Genomic DNA, 24,226 nt, shown 5'->3' on the forward strand with positions numbered 1-24,226 from the left:
AACACCTATGGGGCATTTTGCCGTTATTGCGCCGCCGCTTTACAGCCACTTTCACGCGCTGCAGGCGCTGGCGCAAACCCTGCTGGCGCGCGGACATCGCATCACCTTTATTCAGCAAAGCGACGCACGTACTTTACTCAGCGACGAGCGCATCGCCTTTGTCGCCGTTGGTGAACGCACGCATCCTGCCGGTTCACTCGCCAGCGAACTCCGCCGGCTGGCTGCGCCTGGCGGGCTGTCGCTGTTTCGCGTGATTGGCGATCTGGCCAGCACCACCGATATGCTGTGCCGTGAACTGCCGGCGGTGTTGCAACGGCTGCAGGTGGATGGTGTGATTGCCGACCAAATGGAAGCGGCTGGGGGTCTGGTGGCAGAGGCGCTGCAGCTGCCGTTTGTGTCGGTGGCCTGCGCGCTGCCGGTCAATCGCGAAGCGGCTATTCCGCTGGCGGTGATGCCTTTCCGCTTTGCCCAGGACGAAAAAGCGCTGCAGCGCTATCAGGCCAGCAGCGACATCTACGATCGTCTGATGCGCCGTCATGGTGCCGTGATTGCGCGACACGCGCGGGCATTTGGCCTGCCTGAGCGTCAGGGCTTACATCAGTGTCTGTCACCGCTGGCGCAAATCAGCCAGCTGGTGCCGGCGTTTGATTTTCCACGACAGCAACTGCCTGCCTGCTATCACAGCGTGGGCCCGCTGCGCACGGCGGTGACCTCAGAAGCGCTTGCTGCGCCCTGGCCAGCGCTGCGCCAGCCGGTGGTTTATGCCTCGCTTGGCACGCTGCAGGGGCACCGTTTTCGCCTGTTTCTGCATCTGGCCCAGGCCTGCCGCAATCAGCAGCTGTCGCTGGTGGTGGCCCACTGCGGCGGGTTAACCGCCAGTCAGGCCCATCAGCTCAGACTGGCCGGAGCCGCCTGGGTAACGGATTTTGTCGATCAGCGCGCGGCGCTGCAGCATGCGCAACTGTTCATCACCCACGCCGGACTCAACAGCGCGCTGGAAGCGCTGGCGTGCGGCACGCCGATGCTGGCGCTGCCGATCGCCTTCGATCAGCCCGGCGTGGCGGCACGCATTGAGTGGCACGGCGTCGGCCGGCGCGCCTCGCGCTTCAGCCGCGTCGCGCAGCTGGAGCACCACCTGCAACAGCTGCTGAGTGACGATCGCTATCGTCTGCGCATGTCAGCCATTCAGGCGCAGCTGCAACGCGCCGGTGGCTGTACACGTGCGGCAGATATTGTTGAGCAGGCGCTTTGTCAGCAGCAAATCGTGCTGGCGGAGGCCACCTGATGCGCACACCCTACGATGTCATTCTGGTTGGTGCCGGCCTCGCCAACGGGCTGATTGCACTGCGTTTACGCCAGCAGCAGCCTGCGCTTAACGTTCTGCTGCTGGAGAGCCAGGCGCAGCCGGCCGGCAATCATACCTGGTCATTCCACCGCGACGACGTCAGCGAAGCGCAATTCCGCTGGCTCGAACCGCTGCTCTCGGCGCGCTGGCCCGGTTATCAGGTGCGCTTTCCTACCCTGCGTCGCCAGCTGGATGGGGAATACTGCACGATTGCCTCGACGGATTTCGCCCAGCATCTACAGCAGGTTCTTGGCTCAGCGCTGCGCACCGCAGCGCCGGTCAGCGACGTTTCGCCCACCGAAGTCAGGCTGACGAACGGCGAGATTTTACAGGCGCAGGCGGTGATTGACGGCCGGGGCCTGCAGCCAACACCGCATCTGCAGCTGGGCTATCAGGCTTTTGTCGGTCAGGAGTGGCAGCTGGCGGCGCCGCACGGCCTGCATCAGCCGATACTGATGGATGCCAGCGTCGACCAGCAGCAGGGTTATCGCTTTGTTTACACGCTGCCGCTCGCCGCCGATCGCTTGCTGATTGAAGACACCCATTACATCAACAATGTCACGCTGGATACCGCGCAGGCGCGCCGGCATATTAACGAGTACGCCCGGCAGCGCGGCTGGCAGCTAAGTCAGATGCTGCGCGAGGAGCACGGCTCGTTACCCATTACGCTCAGCGGCGATATCGAACGCTTCTGGCAACTGCAGCGCGGTCAGCCGTGCAGCGGGCTACGTGCCGGCCTGTTTCATGCCACCACCGGCTATTCGCTGCCTGCAGCAGTGGCACTGGCGGAGGAGATCGCCCGGACGCTGCCCGCCGATGCCCCTACGCTGAGCCAGCGCATTGAATCCTTTGCACGACAGCACTGGCGCGAGCAGCGTTTTTTCCGCCTGCTAAACCGCATGTTGTTTCTGGCCGGACGGCCCGAGCAGCGCTGGCGCGTGATGCAGCGTTTTTACCGGCTCGACGCCGGATTGATTAGCCGCTTTTACGCCGGGCAACTGCGCCTCAGCGACAAAGCACGCATTCTGTGCGGCAAACCGCCGGTCCCACTCGGCGAAGCGCTGCGCGCACTGATGATGACCTCTCCGTTACCAGGGAAGAAATAATGAAACGCACCTATGTGATTGGCGCAGGCTTTGGTGGCCTGGCGCTGGCAATTCGTCTGCAGGCGGCCGGCGTGCCGGTCACGCTGCTGGAACAGCGCGATAAGCCCGGCGGGCGCGCCTATGTTTATCAGGATCAGGGTTTTAGCTTCGATGCCGGCCCGACGGTGATCACCGATCCCAGCGCTATCGAGGCGCTGTTTACGCTGGCTGGTAAAAAGCTGAGTGATTATGTCGATCTGATGCCGGTCACGCCGTTTTATCGCCTGTGCTGGGAAGACGGTAAACAGCTGGACTACGACAACAATCAGGTGCAGCTGGAGCAGCAGATTGCCCGCTTTAATCCGCAGGATGTCGCCGGTTACCGCCAGTTTCTGGCCTATTCGCAGGATGTGTTTCGTGAGGGCTATCTGAAACTGGGCACCGTGCCTTTTCTGCACTTCCGCGACATGCTGCGTGCCGGGCCTCAGCTGGGCCGGCTGCAGGCCTGGCGCAGCGTTTACAGCATGGTGGCGAAATTTATCCAGGACGAGCATTTACGTCAGGCTTTTTCATTCCACTCGTTACTGGTCGGCGGTAATCCTTTTGCAACGTCCTCGATCTATACCTTAATCCACGCGCTGGAGCGCGAATGGGGCGTCTGGTTTCCGCGCGGCGGCACCGGCGCGCTGGTTGACGGCATGGCGCGGCTGTTTCGCGATTTGGGCGGTGAACTGCTGCTCAACGCCGAAGTCAGCCAGCTGGAAACCACGGGTAATTGCATAAGCGGTGTGCAGCTGAAGGATGGGCGGCGTTTTGATGCCGATGCGGTTGCCTCTAATGCCGACGTGGTGCATACCTACGATCGCCTGTTAAGCCAGCACCCTGTGGCACGTAAACGCGCGACAACGCTGAAGCGCAAGCGGATGAGTAACTCGCTGTTTGTGCTCTATTTTGGACTTAATCATGCGCACCCGCAGCTGGCGCACCACACCGTGTGCTTTGGTCCGCGCTATCGCGAATTGATTGACGAGATTTTTAACAGCAGCCAGCTGTCAGAAGATTTTTCGCTGTATCTGCACGCGCCCTGCTCGAGCGATCCGTCGCTGGCACCGCCAGGCTGCGGCAGTTTTTATGTGCTGGCACCGGTGCCGCATCTCGGCACCGCCGCAATTGACTGGCAACAGGAAGGACCGCGTTTGCGCAATCGCATTTTTGCTTATCTGGAGGAGCACTACATGCCGGGTCTGCGACAGCAGTTAGTGACACACCGAATGTTTACGCCGTTTGATTTTCGCGACACGCTGCATGCACATCAGGGCTCAGCGTTTTCGCTTGAACCGATTTTGACGCAAAGCGCCTGGTTCCGGCCTCATAACCGTGATGCCGACATCGATAACCTTTATCTGGTGGGGGCCGGCACGCATCCCGGTGCCGGTGTGCCCGGGGTTATCGGCTCTGCAAAAGCGACCGCCCAGCTGATGCTGGAGGACCTGACCGGATGAACCAACCGCCGCTGATTGAGCAGGTCACCCAAACCATGGCGCAGGGATCAAAGAGCTTTGCCAGCGCCACCCGGCTGTTTGATCCCCCGACGCGCCGCAGCACGCTGATGCTGTACGCCTGGTGTCGCCACTGTGACGATGTGATCGATGGCCAGACGCTGGGCGAAGGCGGTACGCAGCACGCGGTGGAGGAGGTGCAGGCGCGTATGCGCCACCTGCAAATTGAAACGCGCCGCGCTTACAGCGGTGCCCACATGGATGAACCGGCGTTCCGTGCCTTTCAGGAAGTGGCACTGACGCATCAGCTTCCGCAGCAGCTGGCGTTTGATCATCTGGAAGGCTTTGCCATGGATGCACGCGAAACGCGGTACTACCGTTTTGAAGACACGCTGCGTTACTGCTATCACGTGGCCGGCGTCGTGGGCTTAATGATGGCGCGCGTGATGGGGGTGCGGGATGAGCGCGTGCTCGATCATGCCTGTGATTTGGGGCTGGCGTTCCAGCTGACCAATATCGCACGCGATATCGTTGAAGATGCCGAGAATGGCCGCTGCTATCTGCCGCAGAGCTGGCTGGATGAGGCCGGACTGAACGCCGCCCAGCTCGCCGATCCGCAACATCGCGCGGCGCTGGCCCCGCTGGCGGCGCGACTGGTGCGCGAGGCCGAGCCGTACTATCAGTCAGCACGCAGTGGTCTGCCCGGACTGCCGCTGCGCTCGGCGTGGGCGATCGCCACCGCGCGCGGCGTTTACCGTGAAATTGGCGTGAAGGTGGAACATGCCGGTGCCCGGGCGTGGGATGCGCGCCAGCGCACCAGTAAAGGTGAAAAGCTGGCGCTGCTGGTGAAAGGCGCGGGCGTGGCGCTTACCTCACGCCTTGCTCATCCGCAGGCGCGTCCTGCCGGTCTGTGGCAGCGTCCGCGTTAACGCGACGTCCGTGGCGCTGGCGCAGCGTCGCCTGCAGCTTGTGCAGCGGTGGCGCATAAAGAAAGCCAAAGGAGACACAGCCTTCGCGTCCCCGCACCGCATGATGCATGCGGTGCGCCATATATAATCGCTTCAGATAACCTTTGCGCGGGATATAGCGAAACGGCCAGCGCTGATGGACCAGGCCGTCGTGTACCATAAAATAGAGCGCGCCATAGGTCGTCATGCCTGCGCCAATCCACTGCAGCGGCCAGACGCCGTTGACACCCAGCCAGATCAGGCCAATCGACAGCAGCGCAAACACCACGGCGTAAAGATCGTTCAGCTCAAATTTGCTCTCGTGCGGTTCATGATGCGACAAATGCCAGCCCCATCCCCAGCCGTGCATGATGTACTTATGCGACAGCGCCGCGACGATCTCCATCAGTATCACGGTAGCCAGCAGGATAAGCGTATTCCATAACCAGAGCATCATTCGTCCATTTGCGAAGAGTGAGAGTATAAAGGTGGACGTGGATAGCGAAAGGCGCAAGTCGCGGGCAAAAAAACGCACCGGCCTTTTAAACGCCAGGCAGAACATGGCGGCGTGCCATCATCGTCGGACAAGCAAAGCGGCGAGGGATTTTCTCGTTGATGGCCGCTGATTTCGCCGGCTTTACATCAGGTTAGTGGCTGGTTAGTATAGCCAGCTGTTCAGCAGGCCAGACCGCTGCGTACGCGTTAACGTTAATCAACGCACCATATGCAGAGCGTCTCTGCCTCATTTCTATGGTGCGAAAGGATGTCCAACTCCGCTTTATCTGCTGATTCTGCCCTGCGTCGTTCAGGCTTTTTTCTGCTGTTGCTGTTACTCACCGCCGCCAACTTGCGTACGCCCATCACCGCCACCGGGCCGGTGCTGGAAAATATTCGCCTGACGTTTGGCCTGAGCGCCAGCGCTGCCGGCGTGATTAACTTTTTACCGCTGCTGATGTTCGCCACGCTGTCACCGCCAGCCGCGTGGTTCGGTAATCGCTTTGGCCTTGAGCGCAGTCTGTGGGGTTCGTTGCTCCTGATTGTTGTGGGTTCGTTACTGCGCATCAGCGGCAGCGAAACGGCGCTATGGCTAGGGACGTTGATTCTCAGCAGCGGTATCGCGGCGGCCAACGTTCTGCTGCCGCCGCTGATTAAGCGTGATTATACCGCGCACACCGCGCGTTATATCGGGCTGTATGCCATGACCATGGGCATCACCGCCAGCATCGCTTCCGGCGTGGCCGTGCCGCTGGCCGAACTCAGCAGCGCGGGCTGGCGTCTGTCGCTGGCGGTATGGCTGATTCCGGCATTGATCGCACTGCTGGCGTGGCTGCCGCAGCTGAAAAAAACCACGGTGCATGAGCGGCGCACGGCAGAAATGACCGTCACCCGCTCACCGTGGCGCACCGCCATCGGCTGGCAGGTTTCGCTGTTCATGGCCAGCCAGTCGCTGCTGTTTTATACCCTGATTGGCTGGTTCACCCCGTTTGCGCAGGATAATGGCATCAGTCAGCTGCAGGCCGGCGGCATGTTGTTTATCTATCAAATCGTGGCGATCGTTTCTAACCTTGCGTGCATGCGCGCCCTGAAGCAGTTGCGCGATCAGCGTCTGATCGGGCTGCTGGCCTCGCTATCGATCTTCATCGCCGTTGCCGGGCTGCTGCTGGCGCCGGCGTGGTCGCTATTGTGGCTGATTCTGGCTGGCCTTGGGGCTGGCGCGTCACTGTTAATCAGCCTGTCGCTGTTTAATTTACGCACACGGGACCATCGCCAGGCCTCGAAACTCTCTGGCATGGCGCAGTGCGTGGGCTACGGGCTGGCGGCACTGGGGCCGCTGTGCTTCGGCATGCTGCACGATGTCAGCAACAGCTGGCAGTTGCCGCTGCTGATGCTGTTAGCGGTGAGCGCGCTGCAAATGGCGATGGCGCTGCTGGCCGGACGCGATCGCCACATCTGACTTCAGGCGGTGACAGCGGTCTGCGCCTCCTGCCGTTCCAGCTCACGCACGCGCGGGATAACTTCACGCCCGAAGAACTCCACCTCTTCGTGGAAATGCAGAAACGCCAGCAGCAGTAAATCAACGCCCGCGCGCTTCTGCTCCATAATGCGCTCAGCGATTTGCTGCGGCGTGCCGATCAGATTGGTTTTAAAGCCGTCGTTGTATTGCACCAGATCGTCAAACGAGGATTTGGCCCAGTTGCCCTCGCCTTCCGGCGACGCGCTACCGGCGTTTTTCACCTCATGCTGGAAGCCCTTCACCGCCTCCGGATTGGCTTTGGCAATGATCTCCTGCAACACCGCCTGCGCGTCCTGTTCACTCTCCCTGGCGATGACAAACCCGTTCAGGCCGATTTTGACGTCATGCTGATTCACTGCCGCTTTGGCGCGGATATCCTCCACCTGCTGCCGCACGCCCTGCGGCGTATTGCCGTTGGTGAAATACCAGTCAGACACCCGCGACGCCATATCACGCGCGGCACGCGAGCTGCCGCCCTGGAAAATTTCCGGCAGCGGATCGAGCGGTTTTGGCTTGAGTGAATAGTCGCGGAAGCGATAAAAATCACCGGCGAAGCTAAAGCTGCTTTCGCGCCAGATGCCGCGCAGGCAGCGGATAAACTCTTCCGAGCGCAGATAGCGCTCTTCATGATCGAGCCAGGGTTCGCCAATCGCTTTAAATTCGCCGCGAAACCAGCCGCTGACAATGTTCACGGCGATGCGCGGACCGTACAGGTGACTGATGGTGGCGATCTGCTTCGCCGCCAGCGTTGGATTCCATGGCCCCGGCAGCAGCGCGGCAATCACTTTGAGTTTGGTGGTGTGGCTCAGCAGGTCCTGAGAGAAAGTGACAGATTCGTGCTGATTATCAGCGCCATAGCCGGCGGTGAAGCGAATCTGCGTCAGGGCATAATCGAAGCCGGCGCGTTCGGCGATTTTCGCCAGTTCGCGGTTGTACTCCGCATCCCAGCGCGTGCGCTGCTCTATCTGACTGATGACCAGACCACCCGACACGTTGGGCACCCAGTAAGCAAACTGTAGCGGTTTCACCTGTGACATACCTTGCTCCTGATATTTCTTATAGCTGGATTAACAGAAAATAATGACCATTAATTCTTTTGGCTATAAGAAGCTATGCAGTGTGCATGCCAGCTTTCGCTGCAGGTTAACCGCCTGATTTCACTGTTGAATGGTATTCAGATGAGTTAAGCGCTGTTGCTGATGCAGCAGCGCCTGTCGCCGGGCTGTTGCAAATGCAGCCGCGGCGGATGAAATGAAAGGGTTACTCTGTGCGATAAAACGCCTGCAAAGCCTGACGCGTTACAGCATCGTCGACAGCGGCACGCAGCAGGGCATCCAGCAGGCCGGGGAAACGTGCATCCAGGTCGTCGCGGCGCAGCGACAGCAAATTTTCGCGGCCAGACGGTTTTTGCCAGATCACGCCGCTGTCACGCAGTACCCGCCAGTGATGGGTCAGCGTTGATTTGGATACGCCCTGCAGCAGCGTGCCGCAGCTGCGCTCGCCCTCTTCCGCCAGCAGGGCGATGACCGCCAGGCGCATCGGGTTGCCCAACGCGGCCAGCACATTCTCCAGCCTGATGGCCTCACGCGACGGGTGATTTTCCAGCATTGCTTATCTCTGTATGGGCTTAAGACAGCGAATTATCCTTGAGTCGGCGGGCGATGTATAGCGCAGTACGAGCGGTGCGACAATCGCGCTACGCTAATTTACGATGTCACATTGCTGCTCTATGCTTGTCAGCATCCTCCACTCTTTTTTCATCACAACATGAATGCAAACCCGATAGCGCATCCCGCTGCCTTGCGGTCTCTCCAGGCGTTGTGTCTGGTTAACTTTTTTATGGCCGATGTACGGGATGGACTTGGCCCTTTCCTGGGGATCTTTCTTACCGAGCATGGCTGGAGAGCGGACGATATCGGCTGGGCGATGACCGCCGGCGGCTTAGCCGGCCTGCTGGCCACTCTGCCTGCGGGCCTCGCAACCGATGCGACGCACCATAAAAAAGGGCTGCTGATTGTGGCCTCGCTGTTAATTACGCTGGCCACCCTGATGCTGTGGTGGTTTCCCTATGGCGGCGTGGTGGTTGGCTCGCAGGTGGTCACCGGCCTGGCGGCCGCGCTCATCGCCCCGCTACTGACCGGTGTCACTCTTGGCCTGACCGGCTCTCAGGGGTTCAGCCAGCAGATGGGCAAGAACGAGGCGTTCAATCACGGCGGCAACATGACCGCCGCGCTGTTTGCGGGCTTCGCCGTCTGGTTGTGGGGCACCGATGCGGTTTTCATCCTGATGACCGCCATGGCGCTGTGCGCCTGCTTTGCCGTAGCAGCCATCCAGCGTGACGCTATCGATGACCGCGCGGCGCGCGGCGGTGCCGGACATCAGGCCGCAGAGCTTCCCGGCTTCTCTGCCCTGCTGCGTAACCCGGTGCTGCTGATAACCGGCCTGACGCTGCTGCTGTTTCACCTCGGCAATGCCGCGCTGTTACCGATGCTGGGGATTCGCGCGGCAGCAACCCACAGCGGACAGCTGAGCCCGGGCGTTTATACCGCCGCCACGGTGGTGATTTCGCAGTGTGTGATGATTCCCGTGGCGTTATTCGCCGCCCGAAACGCGAACCGCCTCGGTTTTCCGCTGCTGATTACCCTCGCGCTGGTGGTGCTGCCAGTGCGTGCCGGCATCGCCTCAATGTTCGACGGCACCTATGCGATGGTGCCGGTGCAAATCCTTGATGGTCTCGCCGCCGGACTGCTGGGCGTAGCGGTGCCAGGCTATATCGTCAGCGTGCTTGAAGGCAGCGGCCACACTAATGCCGGCCAGAGTTTTGTCATGCTGATGCAGGGCGTCGGCGCGGCATGCAGCCCGGCGCTGACCGGCAGCATCGCCGCCGCCTGGTCTTATCAGGTCGCTTTCGCCGTGCTCGGCAGCATTGCCCTCGCCGCACTGATGCTGTGGAGCCTCAGCCAGCGCATCAGATGGGTTAAAAGCCGGGCGTGAGGTGATATCTTTCCACCCGGCTTGAGTCGCACTTCGATAAGACAGAAAAACGTCTATTCCGTCCGGGCGCTGGCGCGGTCACTGAGCTGTGCTTTCGCCAGGGTGCGTGCCAGAATTGAGGAATAGAGCGGTTTACCACCAAAGAACTGCGCCGCCAGCGTCGCGCCCAGGCAGGTGATGATCATCGGCAAAATCAGTTGATAGTTATTGGTCATCTCCAGCACCAGCACAATGCCGGTGAGCGGCGCACGCACCGAGGCGGCGAACAGCGCGCCCATTCCGGCGACGGCAAAGGTGGCGGCTTCCAGTTGATAATGCGGGAACAAGTCGGCGCTCAGCTGACCAAAGCAGGTGCCCAGCAGCGTGCCCAGCGTCAGCATGGGCGCGAAAATGCCGCCCGGCGCGCCGGAAGAGAAGCAGCAAATGGTGACCAGCGTGCGCAGCGCGAAGAGAGCAAACAGCGCCAGCGCGCCATAGTGCCCGGTAGCGAAATCCGGAATCAGCGTCGTTCCGCCGCTCACCGCCTGCGGCAGCAGTAAACCCAGCACCCCGCACAGTCCGGCCAGCAGGCTACCGAACAGCACCCAGCGCCCGGTACGTCCGAGGTGCAGGCGCTGAAACTGGTCCTGCGCAACAAATATCAGCCGGTTGAACGCCACGCCGCAACCGCCAAACAGCACGCCCAGCAGCAGATAAAGCCACAGCGTCCCGGTAGGCGCATCACGCAGCTGGCCGATATTAATGATGGCTTCGTTACCGTTGAGCACACGAAAGACAATGCTCGACATGATCACGCCGACAAACACCGCTTTAATCGATATCAGGCTATAGCGAAACTGCGGGCGCATCTCTTCGATAATGAACAAAATGCCGGCCAGCGGCGCGTTGAACGCCGCCGAAAGCCCCGCCGCGGCACCGGTCGCCAGCAGCGTATGACGCGATTCCGAATCGCGCACGCGAAACAGATCGAGGCACATACCGCCGATATTGCCGCCAATCTGAACCGTCGGACCTTCGCGTCCCAGCACCATGCCGGAACCCAGCGCGCCCATACCGCCGATAAATTTAACCGGCAGCACGCGCCACCAGCGCACCGGACGCAGCTCTTCCAGCGCGCCCTCAATTTCCGGAATGCCCGAGCCCCCCGCCTCCGGTGCAAAGCGCCGCACCAGGAAATAGCCGATGCCGCCCAGCAGCGCCGAGATAAAAAATGCGCTCAGTAACGTTATGGCCATGTTACCCGAGCGCTCTGTCAGCCAGCCAAGCCGCAGGTGGAGAATAAAATTGACCGCGCGATCGAAAGCCACACCCACCAGCCCGGTGAGGATACCGACCAGCGCGGCCAGCAGCAGCAATGCCAGCGGAGTTTTATCGCGCCGCAGCAGTTTTTGCAGCAGCATAAAGCGCCCGGCGCGCATCGCGTTGGCAGGCTCGGTGGCATCAGGTAAGGCAGACATCGGCATCCTTATTTACAACGGTTGAGCGCATTGGCTGCGCCGGCAAGAAGTCGGGCATAGCATAACCAAAATTGCCTGACCGGTAACTCAATCATTCGCAACATTATTTTACCTGGCATGGTACATGCGCTATTGGGACGATATGCCGTGCTGTCAGTTGCAGCCATAATCGGGCAGAAAACCTTCACGCTTACGCACGCTCGTCGCAGCAGGCTCACAGAATTTTGCGCGACGGATTGACGCGCCGGTGGCAAATCACCATGATCGCGCCAGGATTAGTCACCCCGGAGCCACAAGGTGTCGGAACTCAGTAATGCATTGCTGGAAGAGATTATCACGGACGTTCGCCCACTCACCCGCCAGGGCAAGGTGGCAGATTATATCCCGGCGCTGGCGGGCGTAGATCCCGATCAGCTGGGCATCGCCATTGCCACCGCCGATGGCCGCAGCTATCAGGCCGGCGATGCGGGCACGCGCTTCTCCATCCAGTCTATCTCCAAAGTGCTATCGCTCACCGTCGCGCTGACGCTGTACGAGGACGCCGAGATTTGGCAGCGCGTCGGCAAAGAGCCATCCGGCCAGGCATTCAATTCACTGGTGCAGCTTGAACTGGAACAGGGAAAGCCGCGCAATCCGTTCATTAACGCCGGTGCGCTGGTGATGTGCGATTTGCTCGAAAGCCGGCTCACCGCGCCGCGCCAGCGCATGCTGGAGTTTGTGCGGCGTCTGGCACAGCAGCCGGACATTCAGTATGACCGTGTGGTCGCGCGCTCCGAATATGAGCACTCGGCGCGTAACGCCGCCATTGCCTGGCTGATGAAGTCGTTCGGCAACTTTCATAATGATGTCAGTAAAGTGATGGAAACCTACTTTCATTACTGCTCGCTGGCGATGAGCTGCAGCGAACTGGCGCGCACGTTTCTCTATCTCGCCAGTCACGGCCGCACGCTGGATGATGAGTGGGCGGTGATCTCTGCACGCCAGGCGCGGCAGGTGAACGCATTGATGATGACCAGCGGCATGTACGACGGTGCCGGTGAGTTTGCCTGGCGCGTGGGCATGCCGGCTAAATCCGGCGTCGGCGGCGGGATTGTCGCAGTGATTCCCGGCGAGATGAGTATTGCGGTCTGGTCACCGGCACTGGATCATTCCGGTAACTCGCTGGCCGGCACCGCTATGCTGGAGAAACTCACCGATCGGCTGGGGCGATCGATATTTTGATGTGGGTTAGTGAGCGCTAAAGAATGAGCGCAATGCGCGGGCAAGATCGTCAATGCCCGCTTCACCTGTGGCAGCCATAACGGTCAGTTCAACTAACTCTGGCCGATCATGCACCTTTACACCGTTGCGTTTCAGGAACAGCATTGTGACGTTGAGAGAAGTCCGTTTGTTAGCGTCAGCAAAAATGTGACCACGAGAAATAGCAACCCAGTAGGTTGCAGCAAGCTCGTATACATCCTGCACACCTTCATAAAACTGTCGATTAATGACTCGGGTAACGATGGCTTCCGCACGGCCCGGATCCTGCATTCCCTTAACACCGGCATAACGTCTCAACACATAATCGTGAAGGGCAATGACTTCATCGGCTGAAACATGATTCATCTATCGGCCAGCGCCTGATTTGAGGCATCAAACTCCCCGATCAGTTCGGCAAACTCTGCATCAAGCGCAGCTTTACGATAGGCATCAAAATGCGCTTTGCTAATGACGACGGCAGAATCGCCGCTGCGACGTGTGATTTCCACAGCTTCGCCCGCAATGGCCTGGTCAAGCACCTGAGAGAAATTCTCACGCGCGCTGGTATAGGTAAATTTATTCATAACTGCCTCCGACTTGTACAGGTCAATAGTACAGGTTCCACACTGTTGCAACAACAATAGAAAACACTGTTAATTGCAGCACATCGTTGCTGACAGTCAGATCTCGCTATACAGCTTAGAGTGTTTCTCTAATGTACTCATCAGGTTGCAATTAAGTTAACAAACGCACCACGTTAAGTGACCCTTTTCAAAAGGTGCGAATTTTGTCGCTACCAGCCTCACTTTTATTAACCCTTGTGCGGCAATCGCGTTACACTTCGGCCTCATTTGTTGAAGCACTCAGTATTTGCCATGACGTTTTCCTATCACTTTCGCCAGCGCCTGACCGCCTGCGTCGCCATTGTGGCGGTGCTGCTGCTGTTCGTCGCGCCGATTGTGTCGAAAACGCTGCTGGAGCGACAAACGCGCATTGAACCCGTGGCGTCGCACAGCCCTTCATCTGCCATGCCCATGCACCATCACGATATGCCGATGGAGATGGCGATGCCAGGCATGATGCATCACAACATGGACGACGGCGAATTTGCCTGCGGCTATTGTGATTTGCTGGTGCATGTGCCGCTGATGATGTGGGTGTTTATCCCGTTTATCTGGCTGATGCTGGTGATTTCCCGCGCCCCGCCGCTGCCGCCGCTGGTGGCCCCCCGGCCGCGCCGCTTCAGCGTCACGCATCGTCCGCGCGCGCCACCGGCTTTACTTTCCTGCTGAATCTCATTAATCGGTACAACGCCTGCGCTGTGCCCTGACATTCTCTTATCGGAAGGAAGACGGCTTTGTCTGCTGTTCACTCTGCAGCACCGCGCGGCGCGGTGCTTAATCTGCTACGCCGCTTACATTTTTACATTGGCCTGTTTGTTGCGCCGTTCATCTTTGTGGCGGCGCTCAGCGGCACGCTCTATGTGCTGACGCCGCAGCTGGAAAATCTGATCTATGCCGATGCGCTCACCGCGCACCCGCAGGGCAATGCACAACCGTTGTCTGCCCAGATCGCCGCGGCACGCGCCTATGCGGGCGAAAATCAGCATATTTATGCGGTTCGTCCGGCACCTGCTGCCAGCGATACTACGCGCGTTCAGTTCAGTGACGCCACGCTCGGCCCATCACAGTCTCGCGCGGTATTTATCGATCCCTACAGCCTGAAAGTGACCGGCGATATGACGGTGTACGGCACCAGCGGCGTATTGCCGCTGCGCACCACGCTCGATCTGCTGCACAGCAGCCTGTTGCTCGGCGACTTTGGTCGCAACTACAGCGAACTGGCGGCGAGCTGGCTGTGGGTGGCTGCGCTCGGCGGCGTCGTGCTGTGGCTGGGCACGCGGCCAAAACGCCGGCTGAAAACCGTGCGTAAGGGGGTTGCCTTCACCCGGCACTGGCACATCACGCTCGGGCTGACGCTGCTGCTCGGGCTGCTGTTCTTCTCCGTTACCGGCCTCACCTGGTCACAATGGGCAGGCAGCAATATCGATAAGATGCGCAGCGAACTCAACTGGCTGACGCCGCAGGTGAATACGGCACTCAGCGGTGATGTACCCGCCGCGCCGGCCGATCCCCACGCCGATCACCGCAGTATGCCGGATATGGACATGACCAGCATGCCGATGTCGTCAATGGCGAAACCGGCGGCGCAGCCGGCGAAGTCGCTGCCGGCAAATGCCGCCGACGCTGACTGGGATCGCGTGCTGGATGCAGCGCGTCAGGATGGCATCCGCGCGGCCAAAGTGGAGCTGCGCCAGCCGAAGAGCGAGGGCAAAGCCTGGACGGTCAGCGAGATTGATCGCAGCTGGCCCACGCAGGTGGATGCGGTCTCGGTGAATCCGCACAGCTTCGCGATTGTCGATCACGTGTGGTTTGATCGCTTCCCGCTGGTGGCAAAACTGACGCGCTGGGGCGTCGATGCGCACATGGGCGTGCTGTTCGGCTGGCCTAATCAGCTGCTGCTGGCGCTATTTGGCCTCGGTTTGTGCAGCATGATTGTGCTCGGTTATCGCATGTGGTGGCTGCGCCGTCCGGCGCTGGATCAGGCCAGCCCGGCGCAAACCCTGAGCGCAAGCTGGCTGGCGCTACCGCACTATGTCAAAGGCGTCTGCCTGATGCTGGCGCTGGCGCTCGGTTATGCCCTGCCGGTGATGGGCGTCAGCCTGCTGGCCTTCGTGCTGGTGGATATACTGCGCTGGCGCAGACAGCAGCGCACACCGATGAGCGAAGCGGAAATTCTCGCCGCGCAGCAGTCGCCGCTCGGCATCGTGCGGGCGCGCTTTACGGTGAAACGCAAGGAGATGCGCTATTACCTGCGCGGGCTGTTCATTCTGGCGCTGGTGGTGGGCACGGTGATGAGTAATGCGATTATCGGCGGCGTGATCGATCAGTACGGCATTCCGTTCAGCCACTGGTCGCTGACCATGTACCTGACGCAGGGCTTTATGATCGCGCTTTACACCACGGTGTTTACCGCGCTGATGTCGATTCCGCTGTGGTATTTCTTCCTCGGCGAAAAGGATGATTCGCAGGGATAAACAAAAAAAACGGCGGATAATCCCGCTATCCGCCGTTTTGCCTGACATCGGTCAGGGTGTTATCCGCACCAGATTTCGGCTTAGAAATCGGCCTTCAGCACCACGCGGTAATTGGCTTTACCGGCGCGCACGTGCTCCAGCGCGTCATTGATTTTTGACATCGGGAACTCTTCCACCTGTGGTGCCACATCGGCGCGTGACGCCAGACGCATCAGCTTACGCAGCTGGCCCGGGGAACCGGTAGAAGAACCCGTTACCGCGCGATCGCCCAGAATCAGACTGAACGCCGGCACCTCAAACGGCTTCATCACCGCGCCCACGGTGTGGAACTTACCGTGCGGAGCCAGCGCCTGGAAGTACGGCTGCCAGTCGAGATCGACGGCTACGGTGCTGATAATCAAATCAAACTGCCCGGCCAGCGCGTTCAGCGCCTGCGGATCGCGGCTGTTGACCACGCGATCGGCGCCCATGGCTTTGATGGATTCGGTTTTGCTGGCATTGGAGCTGAACGCCGTGACTTCAGCACCCATGGCGCGCAGCAGCTTGATTGCCATATGGCCGAGCCCGCCAATCCCGATGACACCGACGCGGCTGGTGGCCGTTACATGGTGCATCAGCAGCGGTTTAAAGACGGTAATGCCGCCACACAGCAGCGGACCGGCCGAGGTGATGTCCATGGATTCCGGCAGCGGGATCACCCACTGCCAGTCGGCGCGCAGATGGCTGGCGAAACCGCCTTTGTTCATGATGGTCGGCACTGAACCGTTCTCACAGTTAACCTGCTCGCCATTGATACAGGCATCGCAGTGCTGGCAGCTTTTGGCTGTCCAGCCGATACCGACACGCTGGCCGACCTTCAGTCCTTTATCCTGCGCCGCATCGCCGAGTGCGCTGATGCGACCAATCACTTCATGACCGGCAATCACCGGATAAGAGGAGATGCCCCACTCGTTATCAATCATCGACAAATCGGAATGGCACACACCGCAGTAATCGACCTCAACCAGCACTTCTTCCGCCGCCAGCGGACCGGTTTCGTACTCGTACGGTACCAGCGCGTCACCGGCGTTGTGTGCGGCATAACTTTTGATTTTCATTACTGTCCTCTGTTTTCAGCGTTGTTGACCGATAAAGTTTAGCAGAGCGTATTGCATGATTATGATTAAATTTCAGTCAATTAGCGCAGGATAAGCGCAACGGGGCAAGAAAAGCATTTCACGTTAAAGCGGATCGTGACCGGGTGGACTGCGAAAAGCATGGCGTGCCTCTTCTATCAGCTGGCTGGCGGTAACGGTGGGCGGCAGGCGCATCAGCACCTTGCTGGCTTGCCAGTAGCACAGCACCATCTCCTCATTGGTTTCGTTTTCCGCCATCTCCCTCAGGCGCCTGCGCAGGCTTAGCACGTCCAGCGTTTGCTGTTCATCGACCATCTCAGCGATGGTTTGACTGATGATCTGATGAATGATTTTCCAGGAGAAATCGGCAAACACGTTGAACCTCGTGACGTAGTAACTTAACTGGCTCCAGGCAAATGAGGAAAAGGTGCACTCTCAGCGGCACGCAAATTAATCCAACTGGGATAACTATAGCCGCTTATTTCACCAGCAGACGGCTGGCCGCCTGCGTTTACGGTAGCTCGCGGATCGGTAAATGAATTTTTTCTCTTAGTGCTCGATGAAATGGCACTAAAATCCGGCGCTGGCCTGACCGCAGGATTTCGCAACAGATTTTACCTTGCGCTAAAACGGAGAATTCTGATAATCGCTATCTACTTATTTATATAGCGAAAAGGAATCTCCGCGTAAAGACGCTTACCTTACTTTTACTCACTGCCGCCGGCGGACTGAGTTTACAGGCGCAGGCCGCCATGGATATCCGCGTGACGTATGCCGGTTCGATGGGAAAAGTGATGGATCAGGCACTGGGCCCGGCATTTGCACAACAGCATGACGGTAAGTATGAAGGTCAGGGCCAGGGGGCTTACGGCATGGCGCGCCTGCTGGCGAGCAAAAAAATCACCGCTGACGTGTTCGTGTCTATTACTCCCGGACCGATGCAGATCCTGAAAGACGCCGGGCTGATCGACCGCGCTGTACCGGTGGCCAGTACCAGCATGGTGATTGCCTACAACCCCAAAGGGCCGTTTGCGCCGCAGTTTGCCGCCGCCAAAGGCAACGATGGCCGCTGGCTTCAGTTGCTGGCAGCGCCGGGTCTGAAATTTGGCCGGACCGATCCGGTCAACGATCCTAAAGGCCAGAACATTATTTTCACCCTGTTACTGGCGCAGAAGTATTACCGGCAGCCCGGCATCGCTGACCACATTCTCGGCGGTTACCAGAATCCCGCGCAAACCCATCTGGAGGGGGGCTTGCTGACGCGGCTCGAAAGCGGTCAGGTGGATGCGGCTGCGGGCTATGAAAGCGAAGTGATCTCTGCCCATCTGCCTTACATTGCGCTGCCGGATGAAATCAACCTCAGCAATCCGGCGATGGCGGCAAAGTGGTACGACACGGTCAGCTTTAGCGTCAAAGACAGCGAGGGTAAAGATAACGTGCTGCACACCCAGCCGCTGGTTTATTACGCGGCAGTGCTGAGGAACGCGCCGCACGGTACGGCCGCTGGCCAGGCTTTTGTCGATTTCATGCTGAGTCAGTCAGGCCAGGCGCTGTTTAAACAGCAAGGCTATGCCGCACCGAAGGGCGATGGGCTTTATACCCCATGAAAATCCGCCATGCTACCGCGCTGTGGCTGTCGCTACCCGCCCTGCTGCTGCTGGCCGTGCCGTTTATTACCCTGACGGGCGTCACACACTGGCAACACCTGCGGCTGGCGTGGGGTGATGGCGCGGCGATCACCACTTCGCTCAGTCTGGGGGCGATCGCGCTGGTGCTGATTTTTCTGAGCGGCTTACCGCTGGCATGGTGGCTGTCGCAGGCGCGGGGGAAAATACGCTGGCTGGTGGAAACGCTGGTGATGATTCCGCTGCTGACGCCGCCGCTGGCGATGGGAATCCTGCTGGTCAGCGCGTACGGTCCGTACAGTTTGCCCGGCCAGTTGCTGAGCAAACTGGGCTGGACGCTGGTGAACAATCCCGCCGCCTTTATCCTGGCGCAGTGGTATGGCGCGCTGCCCTACTTTGTCACCAGCGCACGTGCGGCGTTTCTTGCTGTGCCGCAGGAGATCCTCGAAGCGGGCCGAACGCTGGGTGCTGCGCCGTGGCCGCGTTTCTGGCGGCTGGCGCTGCCCCTGGCCGCACCAGGCCTGGCGTCGGCTACGGCGCTGGCGTGGGTACGGGCGATGGGCGAATTCGGCATTGTGATGATTTTCGCCTGGTTTCCCCACGGTATGCCGGCGCAGCTGTACAACAATCTGCAAAACGACGGAGTGGATGCGGTGTATGTACTGCTGTGGCTGTTGCTGCTGTTTACCCTGCCGGTGCCGCTGCTGTGTGCGCTGGCTTCCCGGCGCGGTCTTCCCGGCAACACGGCGCTGCATTAAAGGCGGGCGCGCTGCTCACTTTCACGCATTGCCAGCTGAATCGTCTGCAGCAGTGATTCAATGTCCAGCGGCCGGGTGAAGAAGGCAAAGGCCCCCCCGGCGAACAGGTGGCGACAGGCCTCCAGCGTGTCATGCCCGGTCATGATGATTACCGGCAACAGCGGATGGCGTGCGCCCTGCTGCGCCAGCCAGCTCTGGTTACTGTTGTCCGGCTGACGCACGTCCAGCAGCAGACAGCCGCTTATCGCCTGCTGCCCGGCGGCAGCCGTTTCGAACGATGCCAGGTCGGCAAAGTCGGCGACATCATAATCTACAGTCCGCAGCAGAAATCCCAGTGACTCGCGCACGGACACATCATCATCCACTAACCACACTTTCGCGCCCATCGCGTACTCCGCATGTTGAAAATCAGGAAAATTTCGGCTCTGTCGCGGCGATGTCGCGCAACAGCATCCAGGCCTGACGGTAGCTGGTTATCGATGGACGTGAAGTGCGCGGCAACGAGCACTCTCCCTGCGCCGATAAAAAAGCCCTCCGTTGAGGGAGGGCGATTTTTCCATAATTTGGCTTAGAACACCATTGGCACAAATCTGGTTAGCTGTTGCGTTGCAGGTGGCTGCTGACAAAAGCGCGACAGCGCGCAGAAATCGGTTCGCTAAACACCTGCTGCGGCGTTCCTGACTCCTCAATTTTGCCCTGATGCAGAAACACCGCTTTGCTGGACACGTCCCGCGCGAAACCCATTTCATGCGTGACGATAATCATGGTGCGCCCCTCTTCCGCCAGGCTGCGAATCACGCGCAGCACTTCGCCCACCAGCTCCGGATCAAGTGCGGAAGTCGGTTCATCAAACAATATCGCTTTCGGCTGCTGCGCCAGCGCCCGGGCAATTGCCACGCGCTGTTGCTGCCCACCGGAGAGCTGCGACGGCCACGCGTTGCGTTTCTCATATAACCCGACTTTATGCAGCAGCGCTTCGGCTTCGGCAACGGCCTCCTGATGGCTGCGCTTCTGCACATGGATCGGCGCCTCAATGATGTTCTGCAGCACGGTTTTGTGCGGCCACAAATTGAATCCCTGAAACACAAAACCGAGCTGCATCCGCATCAGCTTGATGCGGCGGCGCTGTTCGCGGCTCAGCTTTTCGTCCGGATTATCAATGGTGACCACTTCATCACCCACGGTAATTTCACCGGCCTGTGGCACTTCGAGAAACGGAATACAGCGCAGCAGCGTACTTTTACCGGAGCCGCTGGCGCCGATCAGCGAAATAACGTCGCCATCCTGCGCCGTCAGGCTGATGTCATGCAGCACTTCATGCCCGCTATAACTTTTTCTGAGATGGCTCAGGGCAATAGTGGGTTTATTCATTAACGTGCTCCAGCATGATAAGGGGACAAACGACGCTCCAGCAGCGCCACCGCTTTGCTCACCAACACGGTCAGCAGCAGATAGATAATCGCTGCGCTGATAAACACCTCCAGCGCGCGGAAGGTTTCTGACACGATGGAGTCGGCGATGCCGGTCATCTCCATCAGGCTGATGGTGCTCACCAGCGATGTGGATTTGATCATCGAGATGATCTCATTACTGTAGGCCGGCAGCGCCTGACGCACCGCCAGCGGCAGCGTAATGCGCCGCAGCGTGGTGAAGCGTGACATGCCGCTGACTTTCGCCGCCTCCAGCGACTGCACGCTAACCGCATTCAGCCCGCCACGCAGGATTTCAGCGGTGTAAGCGGCATCGTTGAGAATCAGCGCGATCAAACCGCACCAGTAGGGTTCACGCAGCAGCGGCCACAGCACGCTTTCGCGCACCGCCGGCAGGCTGCCGAGGCCGTAGTAAATCATGAAGATCTGAATCAGCAGCGGCGTACCGCGAAACAGCCAGACGTAAAAACGCGTGACGTAACTGCCGAGGCGATGCTGGCGCAGCAGATTCAGCAGCAGCGCCAGTACCCCGCCGCCCAGCAGCGACAAGACCGCCAGATTGAGCGTCAGCGGCAGCCCGCGCAGCAGTGCCGCCAGCGTGTGCTGTAAAAAGGTGAAATCCATCGTGGCTCCTTACAACCGCGCGCGTTGTTGCCCGCGCATGGCCACTTTTTCCACATAGCGGAAGAAAAAATCCGAACAGGTGGTGATGATCAGATAAATCACGGCGCCCACGCTGTAGAAGAAAAACGGCATCTGGGTGGAATTCGACGCGGTGGAAATCTGGTTCATGGTCTCCACCAGCCCGGTCACTGACACCAGCGCCGACTCTTTGATCACCGATTGCCACTGATTGCCCATGCCCGGCAGCGCGGTGCGCAGCGCCTGCGGCACAATCATGCGGCGGAACAGCATAAAGCGGCCCATGCCGGTCACCGTAGCGGCTTCCAGCGTGCCGGCGGGAATGGCGTAAAACGCACCGCGAAATACGCTGCTCTGGTAAGCGCCGGAAATCAGCCCGATAGCGATGGCGCCGGCGACAAAGCCGTTGACGTCAAACGGTCCCTGCAGGCCAATGGCTTCACCGATAAACCCGACCACCTGCCGCCCACCAAAGTAGAACAGGTAGATCACCAGCAGCTCCGGCACGCCGCGAAACAGCGTGATGTAACCGCTGGCAACACGCTGCTGCCAGCGGCCGCCACCAATCTGCATCCAGCACAGCAGGCTGCCGAGCATCGCGCCCAGCAGCCACGCACACAGCGAGACCGTTACCGTGACGGTAGCGGCGTCCAGCAGCACGCCGCCCCAGCCTTCGTCACCAAACCCTAACAGTTGCCAGTCAATAGTCATAAGCGCTCAGCATTACTCCGCAGGCGCGACGTTCTCGCCGAACCATTTCTCTGACAGTTGCTTCAGCGTGCCGTCTTTGATCATCGACAGCAGCGCCTGATCCAGCGCGGCCTTCAGCTCCGGATTGTTTTTGCGAATCGCAATCGCTGACCCCTGGCCCAGCACGCCGCCCACAAAGCCATAACCGGTGCTGTTGACCGTGTCCGCATGTTTTTTCACATAGGCATTGAGGTTGGTGCGCGACGCCATGACCGCATCAACCCGGCCGATGAGCAGATCGGCGAAGGTTTCCGGGCCGGCCTGATAGGTACGGATAGTCGCGACATCACCGAGGTATTTGTTGAGGAAATCGGCCTGAATCGTCGCCACCTGTACCGCAATGGTTTTGCCTTTGAACTTCGCTTTCAGCGCGTCGATGGCTTTGTTCATCCCGGCTTCATCGGTGGCCTGCACTACTTCACCGTTGCCCGGCAAAGTATCCACCGCGCTGCCCTTCAGCGTAACGAAGCCCGAAACGCTGACGGTGTACTGACGGGTAAAATCGACCACTTCTTCGCGCTTTGGCGTCACGGTGACGGCATCGACCACCGCATCATATTTGCCGTCGGCGAGGCCGGGGATCAGTCCGGACCACTTCTGCGCCACGATTTCATATTTAAACCCTGCGCGTTTCGCCAGCTCGGCCACCATGTCGGGCTCGTAGCCGACAATTTTGCCGCTCGGCGTCGACTGGTTAAACGGCGGATAAGCCGCTTCGGTGGCAAATTTTAACGTGCCAAAATCTTTTGCCTGAACTACGGCAGTCGCGGCCAGCAGCAACAGGCCCGCGGAGGCGGAGAACAGCCCTTTACGCATCATCATAAAACCTCATTATTATCAGGAGAGTAAGTCGATCGCTATACGGGCCAGAGCCTGTGTGCCAGCGTGAATGCTGCGTTCGTCCGGCTGGTAGTCGGAGTTATGCAGATGGTCGTCGCGCCCCGGCGCGCCAGACCCAATGTGGATCTGACAGCCCGGTACACGCTCGGTAAACAGCGAGAAATCTTCGGCACCAAAGCTGCTGCTGGGTTTTGCCACCACCGGCTTGCCGAACTGGTGCGACAGGATCGGCTCCAGCGCATCAATCAGCGCATCGTCGTTCATCAGCGGCGGAACGCCACGCTGATAGTTGACCTCAATCCGCGTATTGAGCGACAGCGCGACACCGGCACAGATGCGGCGGAAGGCGTCTTCCATGTGAGCGCGCGCCTGCGGTGATTTAGCGCGGATGGTGCCCTGGATCAGGCAGCTGTCGGAGATGATGTTATGGGTGGTGCCGCCGTGGATATGGCCAATCGTCAGCACAGCAGAGTTTGCCGGATCGAGCTCGCGCGACACAATGGTCTGCAGCTGAGTCACCAGACTGGCGGCGGCAATAATCGGATCGGTACCCATGTGCGGCCGGGCGGCGTGGGTGGATTTGCCGTGGATCACCAGATCGAATTCATCGCTGGACGCGGTGCTGGCACCGCGCGTCAGGGCGATTTCCCCTGCGGCCAGCTCTGGCTTATTGTGCAGCGTGATCGCCACATCAATGCCGTCCGCTGCGCCGGCAGCAATCATGGCTTGCGCGCCGCTCTCTGGCGTCTCTTCCGCCGGCTGAAAAATCAGCCGCACCGTACCTCGCAGCTGGCTGCGCAGATCTGCGAGGATCGCCGCGACGCCAAGCAGCGTAGCCGTGTGGATATCGTGGCCGCAGGCGTGCATTTTACCTGGCCAGATGCTGCTAAACGGCAGGCCGGTCTGCTCATGAATCGGCAGCGCATCCATATCGGCGCGCAGCAGCACGGTTTTGCCCGGCTGCGTACCGGTGATGTCTACCATCACGCCGGTGCGGCCCACGCCGGTTTGCGGCGTCAGCCCAAGGCGCAGCAACTCCTGTTCCACAATGGCTGCGGTGCGAACGGTGTCGAAACCGAGCTCCGGATGCGCGTGAATGTCGCGCCGGATGGCGATGAGGTGCGCCTGCATGCTTTCACTTCTGGCGCTGATATCCCTGGCTAAAATGGTTTTATGATCGGTCATGTGGGTAATACGTTTATGCAGGCTGTCGCCTGGCCGCTATGGCATTTTTATGAAGTTCAGCGTTTTATTTATTCACAGCACCAGTCATATTGCAACGCACAATTCCTTCCCTTAACTGCTGAATTTGCGCGATATTTTTCTAAAACCCTGCCCAGGCAGGATAAACCCTGCAAAATGCATGCTCAGTCAGTCATAACATTCATA

The 24,226-nt window shown here is 59.5% G+C and carries 25 protein-coding genes; 11 read left to right on the forward strand and 14 right to left on the reverse strand.

The features are described from left to right. Nucleotides 1-7 precede the first annotated feature (7 nt). The 4 genes from MXF20_RS06255 to crtB are packed head-to-tail and all read left to right on the forward strand — an operon-like array spanning nt 8 to nt 4,858. Complete coding sequence (locus MXF20_RS06255) at nt 8-1,285, forward strand: glycosyltransferase (protein WP_325968272.1); 1,278 nt, start codon at nt 8-10, stop codon at nt 1,283-1,285. Beyond that, a complete protein-coding gene (crtY, locus tag MXF20_RS06260) occupies nt 1,285-2,451 on the forward strand; it encodes a lycopene beta-cyclase CrtY (RefSeq protein WP_325968273.1) in 1,167 nt (388 codons plus the stop codon). The genes MXF20_RS06255 and crtY overlap by 1 nt, the downstream gene beginning before the upstream one ends. After that, on the forward strand, nt 2,451-3,932 hold the full coding sequence (locus MXF20_RS06265) for a phytoene desaturase (RefSeq protein ID WP_325968275.1): 1,482 nt from the start codon (nt 2,451-2,453) through the stop codon (nt 3,930-3,932). The genes crtY and MXF20_RS06265 overlap by 1 nt, the downstream gene beginning before the upstream one ends. After that, nucleotides 3,929-4,858 (forward strand): 15-cis-phytoene synthase CrtB, encoded by a 930-nt coding sequence (gene crtB / locus MXF20_RS06270; RefSeq protein ID WP_325968276.1) that lies wholly within the window; start codon nt 3,929-3,931, stop codon nt 4,856-4,858. The genes MXF20_RS06265 and crtB overlap by 4 nt, the downstream gene beginning before the upstream one ends. Here the strand turns inward: crtB and MXF20_RS06275 are convergent. Next, a complete protein-coding gene (locus MXF20_RS06275) occupies nt 4,797-5,330 on the reverse strand; it encodes a sterol desaturase family protein (RefSeq protein ID WP_325968475.1) in 534 nt (177 codons plus the stop codon). The genes crtB and MXF20_RS06275 overlap by 62 nt on opposite strands. Before the next feature lie 309 nt (nt 5,331-5,639). On the opposite strand from MXF20_RS06275, the gene MXF20_RS06280 reads away from it, so the two are divergent. Continuing rightward, nucleotides 5,640-6,830, forward strand: coding sequence for an MFS transporter (locus MXF20_RS06280; RefSeq protein WP_325968277.1), 1,191 nt, complete (start codon nt 5,640-5,642; stop codon nt 6,828-6,830). 2 nt (nt 6,831-6,832) lie between these two features. On the opposite strand, the gene sfnG is transcribed toward MXF20_RS06280, so the two are convergent. Beyond that, nucleotides 6,833-7,927 carry a dimethylsulfone monooxygenase SfnG gene (gene sfnG, locus MXF20_RS06285; RefSeq protein WP_325968278.1) on the reverse strand — a complete coding sequence of 365 codons (1,095 nt, stop codon included), beginning with the start codon at nt 7,925-7,927 and terminating at the stop codon, nt 6,833-6,835. Between the two features lie 223 nt (nt 7,928-8,150). After that, nucleotides 8,151-8,498 (reverse strand): helix-turn-helix transcriptional regulator, encoded by a 348-nt coding sequence (locus MXF20_RS06290; RefSeq protein WP_325968280.1) that lies wholly within the window; start codon nt 8,496-8,498, stop codon nt 8,151-8,153. 159 nt (nt 8,499-8,657) lie between these two features. Here MXF20_RS06290 and MXF20_RS06295 point away from each other — a divergent pair, with 159 nt between their 5' ends. Further along, complete coding sequence (locus tag MXF20_RS06295) at nt 8,658-9,884, forward strand: MFS transporter (RefSeq protein ID WP_325968281.1); 1,227 nt, start codon at nt 8,658-8,660, stop codon at nt 9,882-9,884. A gap of 53 nt (nt 9,885-9,937) precedes the next feature. Here MXF20_RS06295 and clcA read toward each other — a convergent pair whose 3' ends face one another. After that, a complete protein-coding gene (gene clcA / locus MXF20_RS06300) occupies nt 9,938-11,341 on the reverse strand; it encodes a H(+)/Cl(-) exchange transporter ClcA (protein ID WP_418936833.1) in 1,404 nt (467 codons plus the stop codon). A 297-nt stretch (nt 11,342-11,638) separates the two neighbouring features. Here clcA and glsB point away from each other — a divergent pair, with 297 nt between their 5' ends. Beyond that, nucleotides 11,639-12,562 carry a glutaminase B gene (glsB, locus tag MXF20_RS06305; RefSeq protein WP_325968282.1) on the forward strand — a complete coding sequence of 308 codons (924 nt, stop codon included), beginning with the start codon at nt 11,639-11,641 and terminating at the stop codon, nt 12,560-12,562. 6 nt (nt 12,563-12,568) lie between these two features. On the opposite strand, the gene MXF20_RS06310 is transcribed toward glsB, so the two are convergent. Together MXF20_RS06310 and MXF20_RS06315 are read right to left on the reverse strand one after the other, a co-directional pair. Continuing rightward, nucleotides 12,569-12,946 carry a type II toxin-antitoxin system death-on-curing family toxin gene (locus MXF20_RS06310; protein ID WP_325968283.1) on the reverse strand — a complete coding sequence of 126 codons (378 nt, stop codon included), beginning with the start codon at nt 12,944-12,946 and terminating at the stop codon, nt 12,569-12,571. Further along, nucleotides 12,943-13,164, reverse strand: coding sequence for a type II toxin-antitoxin system Phd/YefM family antitoxin (locus tag MXF20_RS06315; protein WP_088517422.1), 222 nt, complete (start codon nt 13,162-13,164; stop codon nt 12,943-12,945). The genes MXF20_RS06310 and MXF20_RS06315 overlap by 4 nt, the downstream gene beginning before the upstream one ends. A 291-nt stretch (nt 13,165-13,455) precedes the next feature. On the opposite strand from MXF20_RS06315, the gene MXF20_RS06320 reads away from it, so the two are divergent. Beyond that, nucleotides 13,456-13,872 carry a DUF2946 domain-containing protein gene (locus MXF20_RS06320; protein ID WP_325968284.1) on the forward strand — a complete coding sequence of 139 codons (417 nt, stop codon included), beginning with the start codon at nt 13,456-13,458 and terminating at the stop codon, nt 13,870-13,872. 65 nt (nt 13,873-13,937) lie between these two features. After that, entirely contained in the window at nt 13,938-15,677 is a 1,740-nt protein-coding gene (locus MXF20_RS06325; protein ID WP_325968286.1) for a DUF2534 family protein, read from the forward strand. A gap of 80 nt (nt 15,678-15,757) precedes the next feature. Here MXF20_RS06325 and ahr read toward each other — a convergent pair whose 3' ends face one another. Together ahr and MXF20_RS06335 are read right to left on the reverse strand one after the other, a co-directional pair. Then, nucleotides 15,758-16,774, reverse strand: a complete 1,017-nt coding sequence (ahr, locus tag MXF20_RS06330) for an NADPH-dependent aldehyde reductase Ahr (RefSeq protein ID WP_325968287.1) — start codon at nt 16,772-16,774, stop codon at nt 15,758-15,760. 123 nt (nt 16,775-16,897) lie between these two features. Then, nucleotides 16,898-17,167: a hypothetical protein gene (locus tag MXF20_RS06335; protein ID WP_325968288.1), complete on the reverse strand. Its 270-nt coding sequence runs from the start codon at nt 17,165-17,167 to the stop codon at nt 16,898-16,900. A gap of 377 nt (nt 17,168-17,544) precedes the next feature. Here MXF20_RS06335 and MXF20_RS06340 point away from each other — a divergent pair, with 377 nt between their 5' ends. Together MXF20_RS06340 and MXF20_RS06345 are read left to right on the forward strand one after the other, a co-directional pair. Continuing rightward, nucleotides 17,545-18,399 carry an extracellular solute-binding protein gene (locus MXF20_RS06340; protein WP_325968289.1) on the forward strand — a complete coding sequence of 285 codons (855 nt, stop codon included), beginning with the start codon at nt 17,545-17,547 and terminating at the stop codon, nt 18,397-18,399. After that, the gene (locus MXF20_RS06345; RefSeq protein WP_325968291.1) at nt 18,396-19,175 is read left to right on the forward strand and encodes an ABC transporter permease; all 780 of its coding nucleotides are present in this window, start codon (nt 18,396-18,398) and stop codon (nt 19,173-19,175) included. The genes MXF20_RS06340 and MXF20_RS06345 overlap by 4 nt, the downstream gene beginning before the upstream one ends. Here the strand turns inward: MXF20_RS06345 and MXF20_RS06350 are convergent. From MXF20_RS06350 to MXF20_RS06375, 6 genes are all read right to left on the reverse strand, one after another. Further along, the gene (locus MXF20_RS06350) at nt 19,172-19,561 is read right to left on the reverse strand and encodes a response regulator transcription factor (protein ID WP_325968292.1); all 390 of its coding nucleotides are present in this window, start codon (nt 19,559-19,561) and stop codon (nt 19,172-19,174) included. The two genes, MXF20_RS06345 and MXF20_RS06350, sit on opposite strands and share 4 nt — an antisense overlap. 208 nt (nt 19,562-19,769) lie before the next feature. Then, complete coding sequence (locus MXF20_RS06355; RefSeq protein ID WP_215481150.1) at nt 19,770-20,546, reverse strand: ABC transporter ATP-binding protein; 777 nt, start codon at nt 20,544-20,546, stop codon at nt 19,770-19,772. Continuing rightward, a complete protein-coding gene (locus MXF20_RS06360; RefSeq protein ID WP_215481148.1) occupies nt 20,546-21,229 on the reverse strand; it encodes an ABC transporter permease in 684 nt (227 codons plus the stop codon). The genes MXF20_RS06355 and MXF20_RS06360 overlap by 1 nt, the downstream gene beginning before the upstream one ends. 9 nt (nt 21,230-21,238) lie before the next feature. Continuing rightward, nucleotides 21,239-21,958, reverse strand: a complete 720-nt coding sequence (locus tag MXF20_RS06365) for an ABC transporter permease (protein WP_058758979.1) — start codon at nt 21,956-21,958, stop codon at nt 21,239-21,241. A gap of 12 nt (nt 21,959-21,970) precedes the next feature. Further along, on the reverse strand, nt 21,971-22,819 hold the full coding sequence (locus tag MXF20_RS06370; protein WP_418936834.1) for a transporter substrate-binding domain-containing protein: 849 nt from the start codon (nt 22,817-22,819) through the stop codon (nt 21,971-21,973). Between the two features lie 15 nt (nt 22,820-22,834). Then, nucleotides 22,835-24,022 (reverse strand): M20 family metallopeptidase, encoded by a 1,188-nt coding sequence (locus MXF20_RS06375; protein WP_325968294.1) that lies wholly within the window; start codon nt 24,020-24,022, stop codon nt 22,835-22,837. Nucleotides 24,023-24,226: the final 204 nt, after the last annotated feature.

This window comes from Pantoea dispersa, assembly GCF_035783935.1.
Taxonomy (GTDB): Bacteria; Pseudomonadota; Gammaproteobacteria; order Enterobacterales; family Enterobacteriaceae; genus Pantoea; species Pantoea dispersa_C.

Bases quoted from the DNA above. Each gene is read 5' to 3' on its own strand.
- MXF20_RS06295 (WP_325968281.1), top strand. From the start codon at position 8,658: ATGAATGCAAACCCGATAGCGCATCCCGCTGCCTTGCGGTCTCTCCAG.
- sfnG (WP_325968278.1), bottom strand. From the start codon at position 7,927: ATGTCACAGGTGAAACCGCTACAGTTTGCTTACTGGGTGCCCAACGTG.
- MXF20_RS06275 (WP_325968475.1), bottom strand. From the start codon at position 5,330: ATGCTCTGGTTATGGAATACGCTTATCCTGCTGGCTACCGTGATACTG.
- ahr (WP_325968287.1), bottom strand. From the start codon at position 16,774: ATGAAAATCAAAAGTTATGCCGCACACAACGCCGGTGACGCGCTGGTA.
- clcA (WP_418936833.1), bottom strand. From the start codon at position 11,341: ATGTCTGCCTTACCTGATGCCACCGAGCCTGCCAACGCGATGCGCGCC.
- MXF20_RS06370 (WP_418936834.1), bottom strand. From the start codon at position 22,819: ATGATGATGCGTAAAGGGCTGTTCTCCGCCTCCGCGGGCCTGTTGCTG.
- MXF20_RS06365 (WP_058758979.1), bottom strand. From the start codon at position 21,958: ATGACTATTGACTGGCAACTGTTAGGGTTTGGTGACGAAGGCTGGGGC.
- MXF20_RS06265 (WP_325968275.1), top strand. From the start codon at position 2,451: ATGAAACGCACCTATGTGATTGGCGCAGGCTTTGGTGGCCTGGCGCTG.
- MXF20_RS06320 (WP_325968284.1), top strand. From the start codon at position 13,456: ATGACGTTTTCCTATCACTTTCGCCAGCGCCTGACCGCCTGCGTCGCC.
- MXF20_RS06360 (WP_215481148.1), bottom strand. From the start codon at position 21,229: ATGGATTTCACCTTTTTACAGCACACGCTGGCGGCACTGCTGCGCGGG.
- MXF20_RS06355 (WP_215481150.1), bottom strand. From the start codon at position 20,546: ATGAATAAACCCACTATTGCCCTGAGCCATCTCAGAAAAAGTTATAGC.
- MXF20_RS06340 (WP_325968289.1), top strand. From the start codon at position 17,545: ATGGATATCCGCGTGACGTATGCCGGTTCGATGGGAAAAGTGATGGAT.
- MXF20_RS06345 (WP_325968291.1), top strand. From the start codon at position 18,396: ATGAAAATCCGCCATGCTACCGCGCTGTGGCTGTCGCTACCCGCCCTG.
- MXF20_RS06290 (WP_325968280.1), bottom strand. From the start codon at position 8,498: ATGCTGGAAAATCACCCGTCGCGTGAGGCCATCAGGCTGGAGAATGTG.
- MXF20_RS06375 (WP_325968294.1), bottom strand. From the start codon at position 24,022: ATGACCGATCATAAAACCATTTTAGCCAGGGATATCAGCGCCAGAAGT.
- MXF20_RS06255 (WP_325968272.1), top strand. From the start codon at position 8: ATGGGGCATTTTGCCGTTATTGCGCCGCCGCTTTACAGCCACTTTCAC.
- MXF20_RS06350 (WP_325968292.1), bottom strand. From the start codon at position 19,561: ATGGGCGCGAAAGTGTGGTTAGTGGATGATGATGTGTCCGTGCGCGAG.
- crtB (WP_325968276.1), top strand. From the start codon at position 3,929: ATGAACCAACCGCCGCTGATTGAGCAGGTCACCCAAACCATGGCGCAG.
- MXF20_RS06310 (WP_325968283.1), bottom strand. From the start codon at position 12,946: ATGAATCATGTTTCAGCCGATGAAGTCATTGCCCTTCACGATTATGTG.
- MXF20_RS06280 (WP_325968277.1), top strand. From the start codon at position 5,640: ATGTCCAACTCCGCTTTATCTGCTGATTCTGCCCTGCGTCGTTCAGGC.
- MXF20_RS06315 (WP_088517422.1), bottom strand. From the start codon at position 13,164: ATGAATAAATTTACCTATACCAGCGCGCGTGAGAATTTCTCTCAGGTG.
- crtY (WP_325968273.1), top strand. From the start codon at position 1,285: ATGCGCACACCCTACGATGTCATTCTGGTTGGTGCCGGCCTCGCCAAC.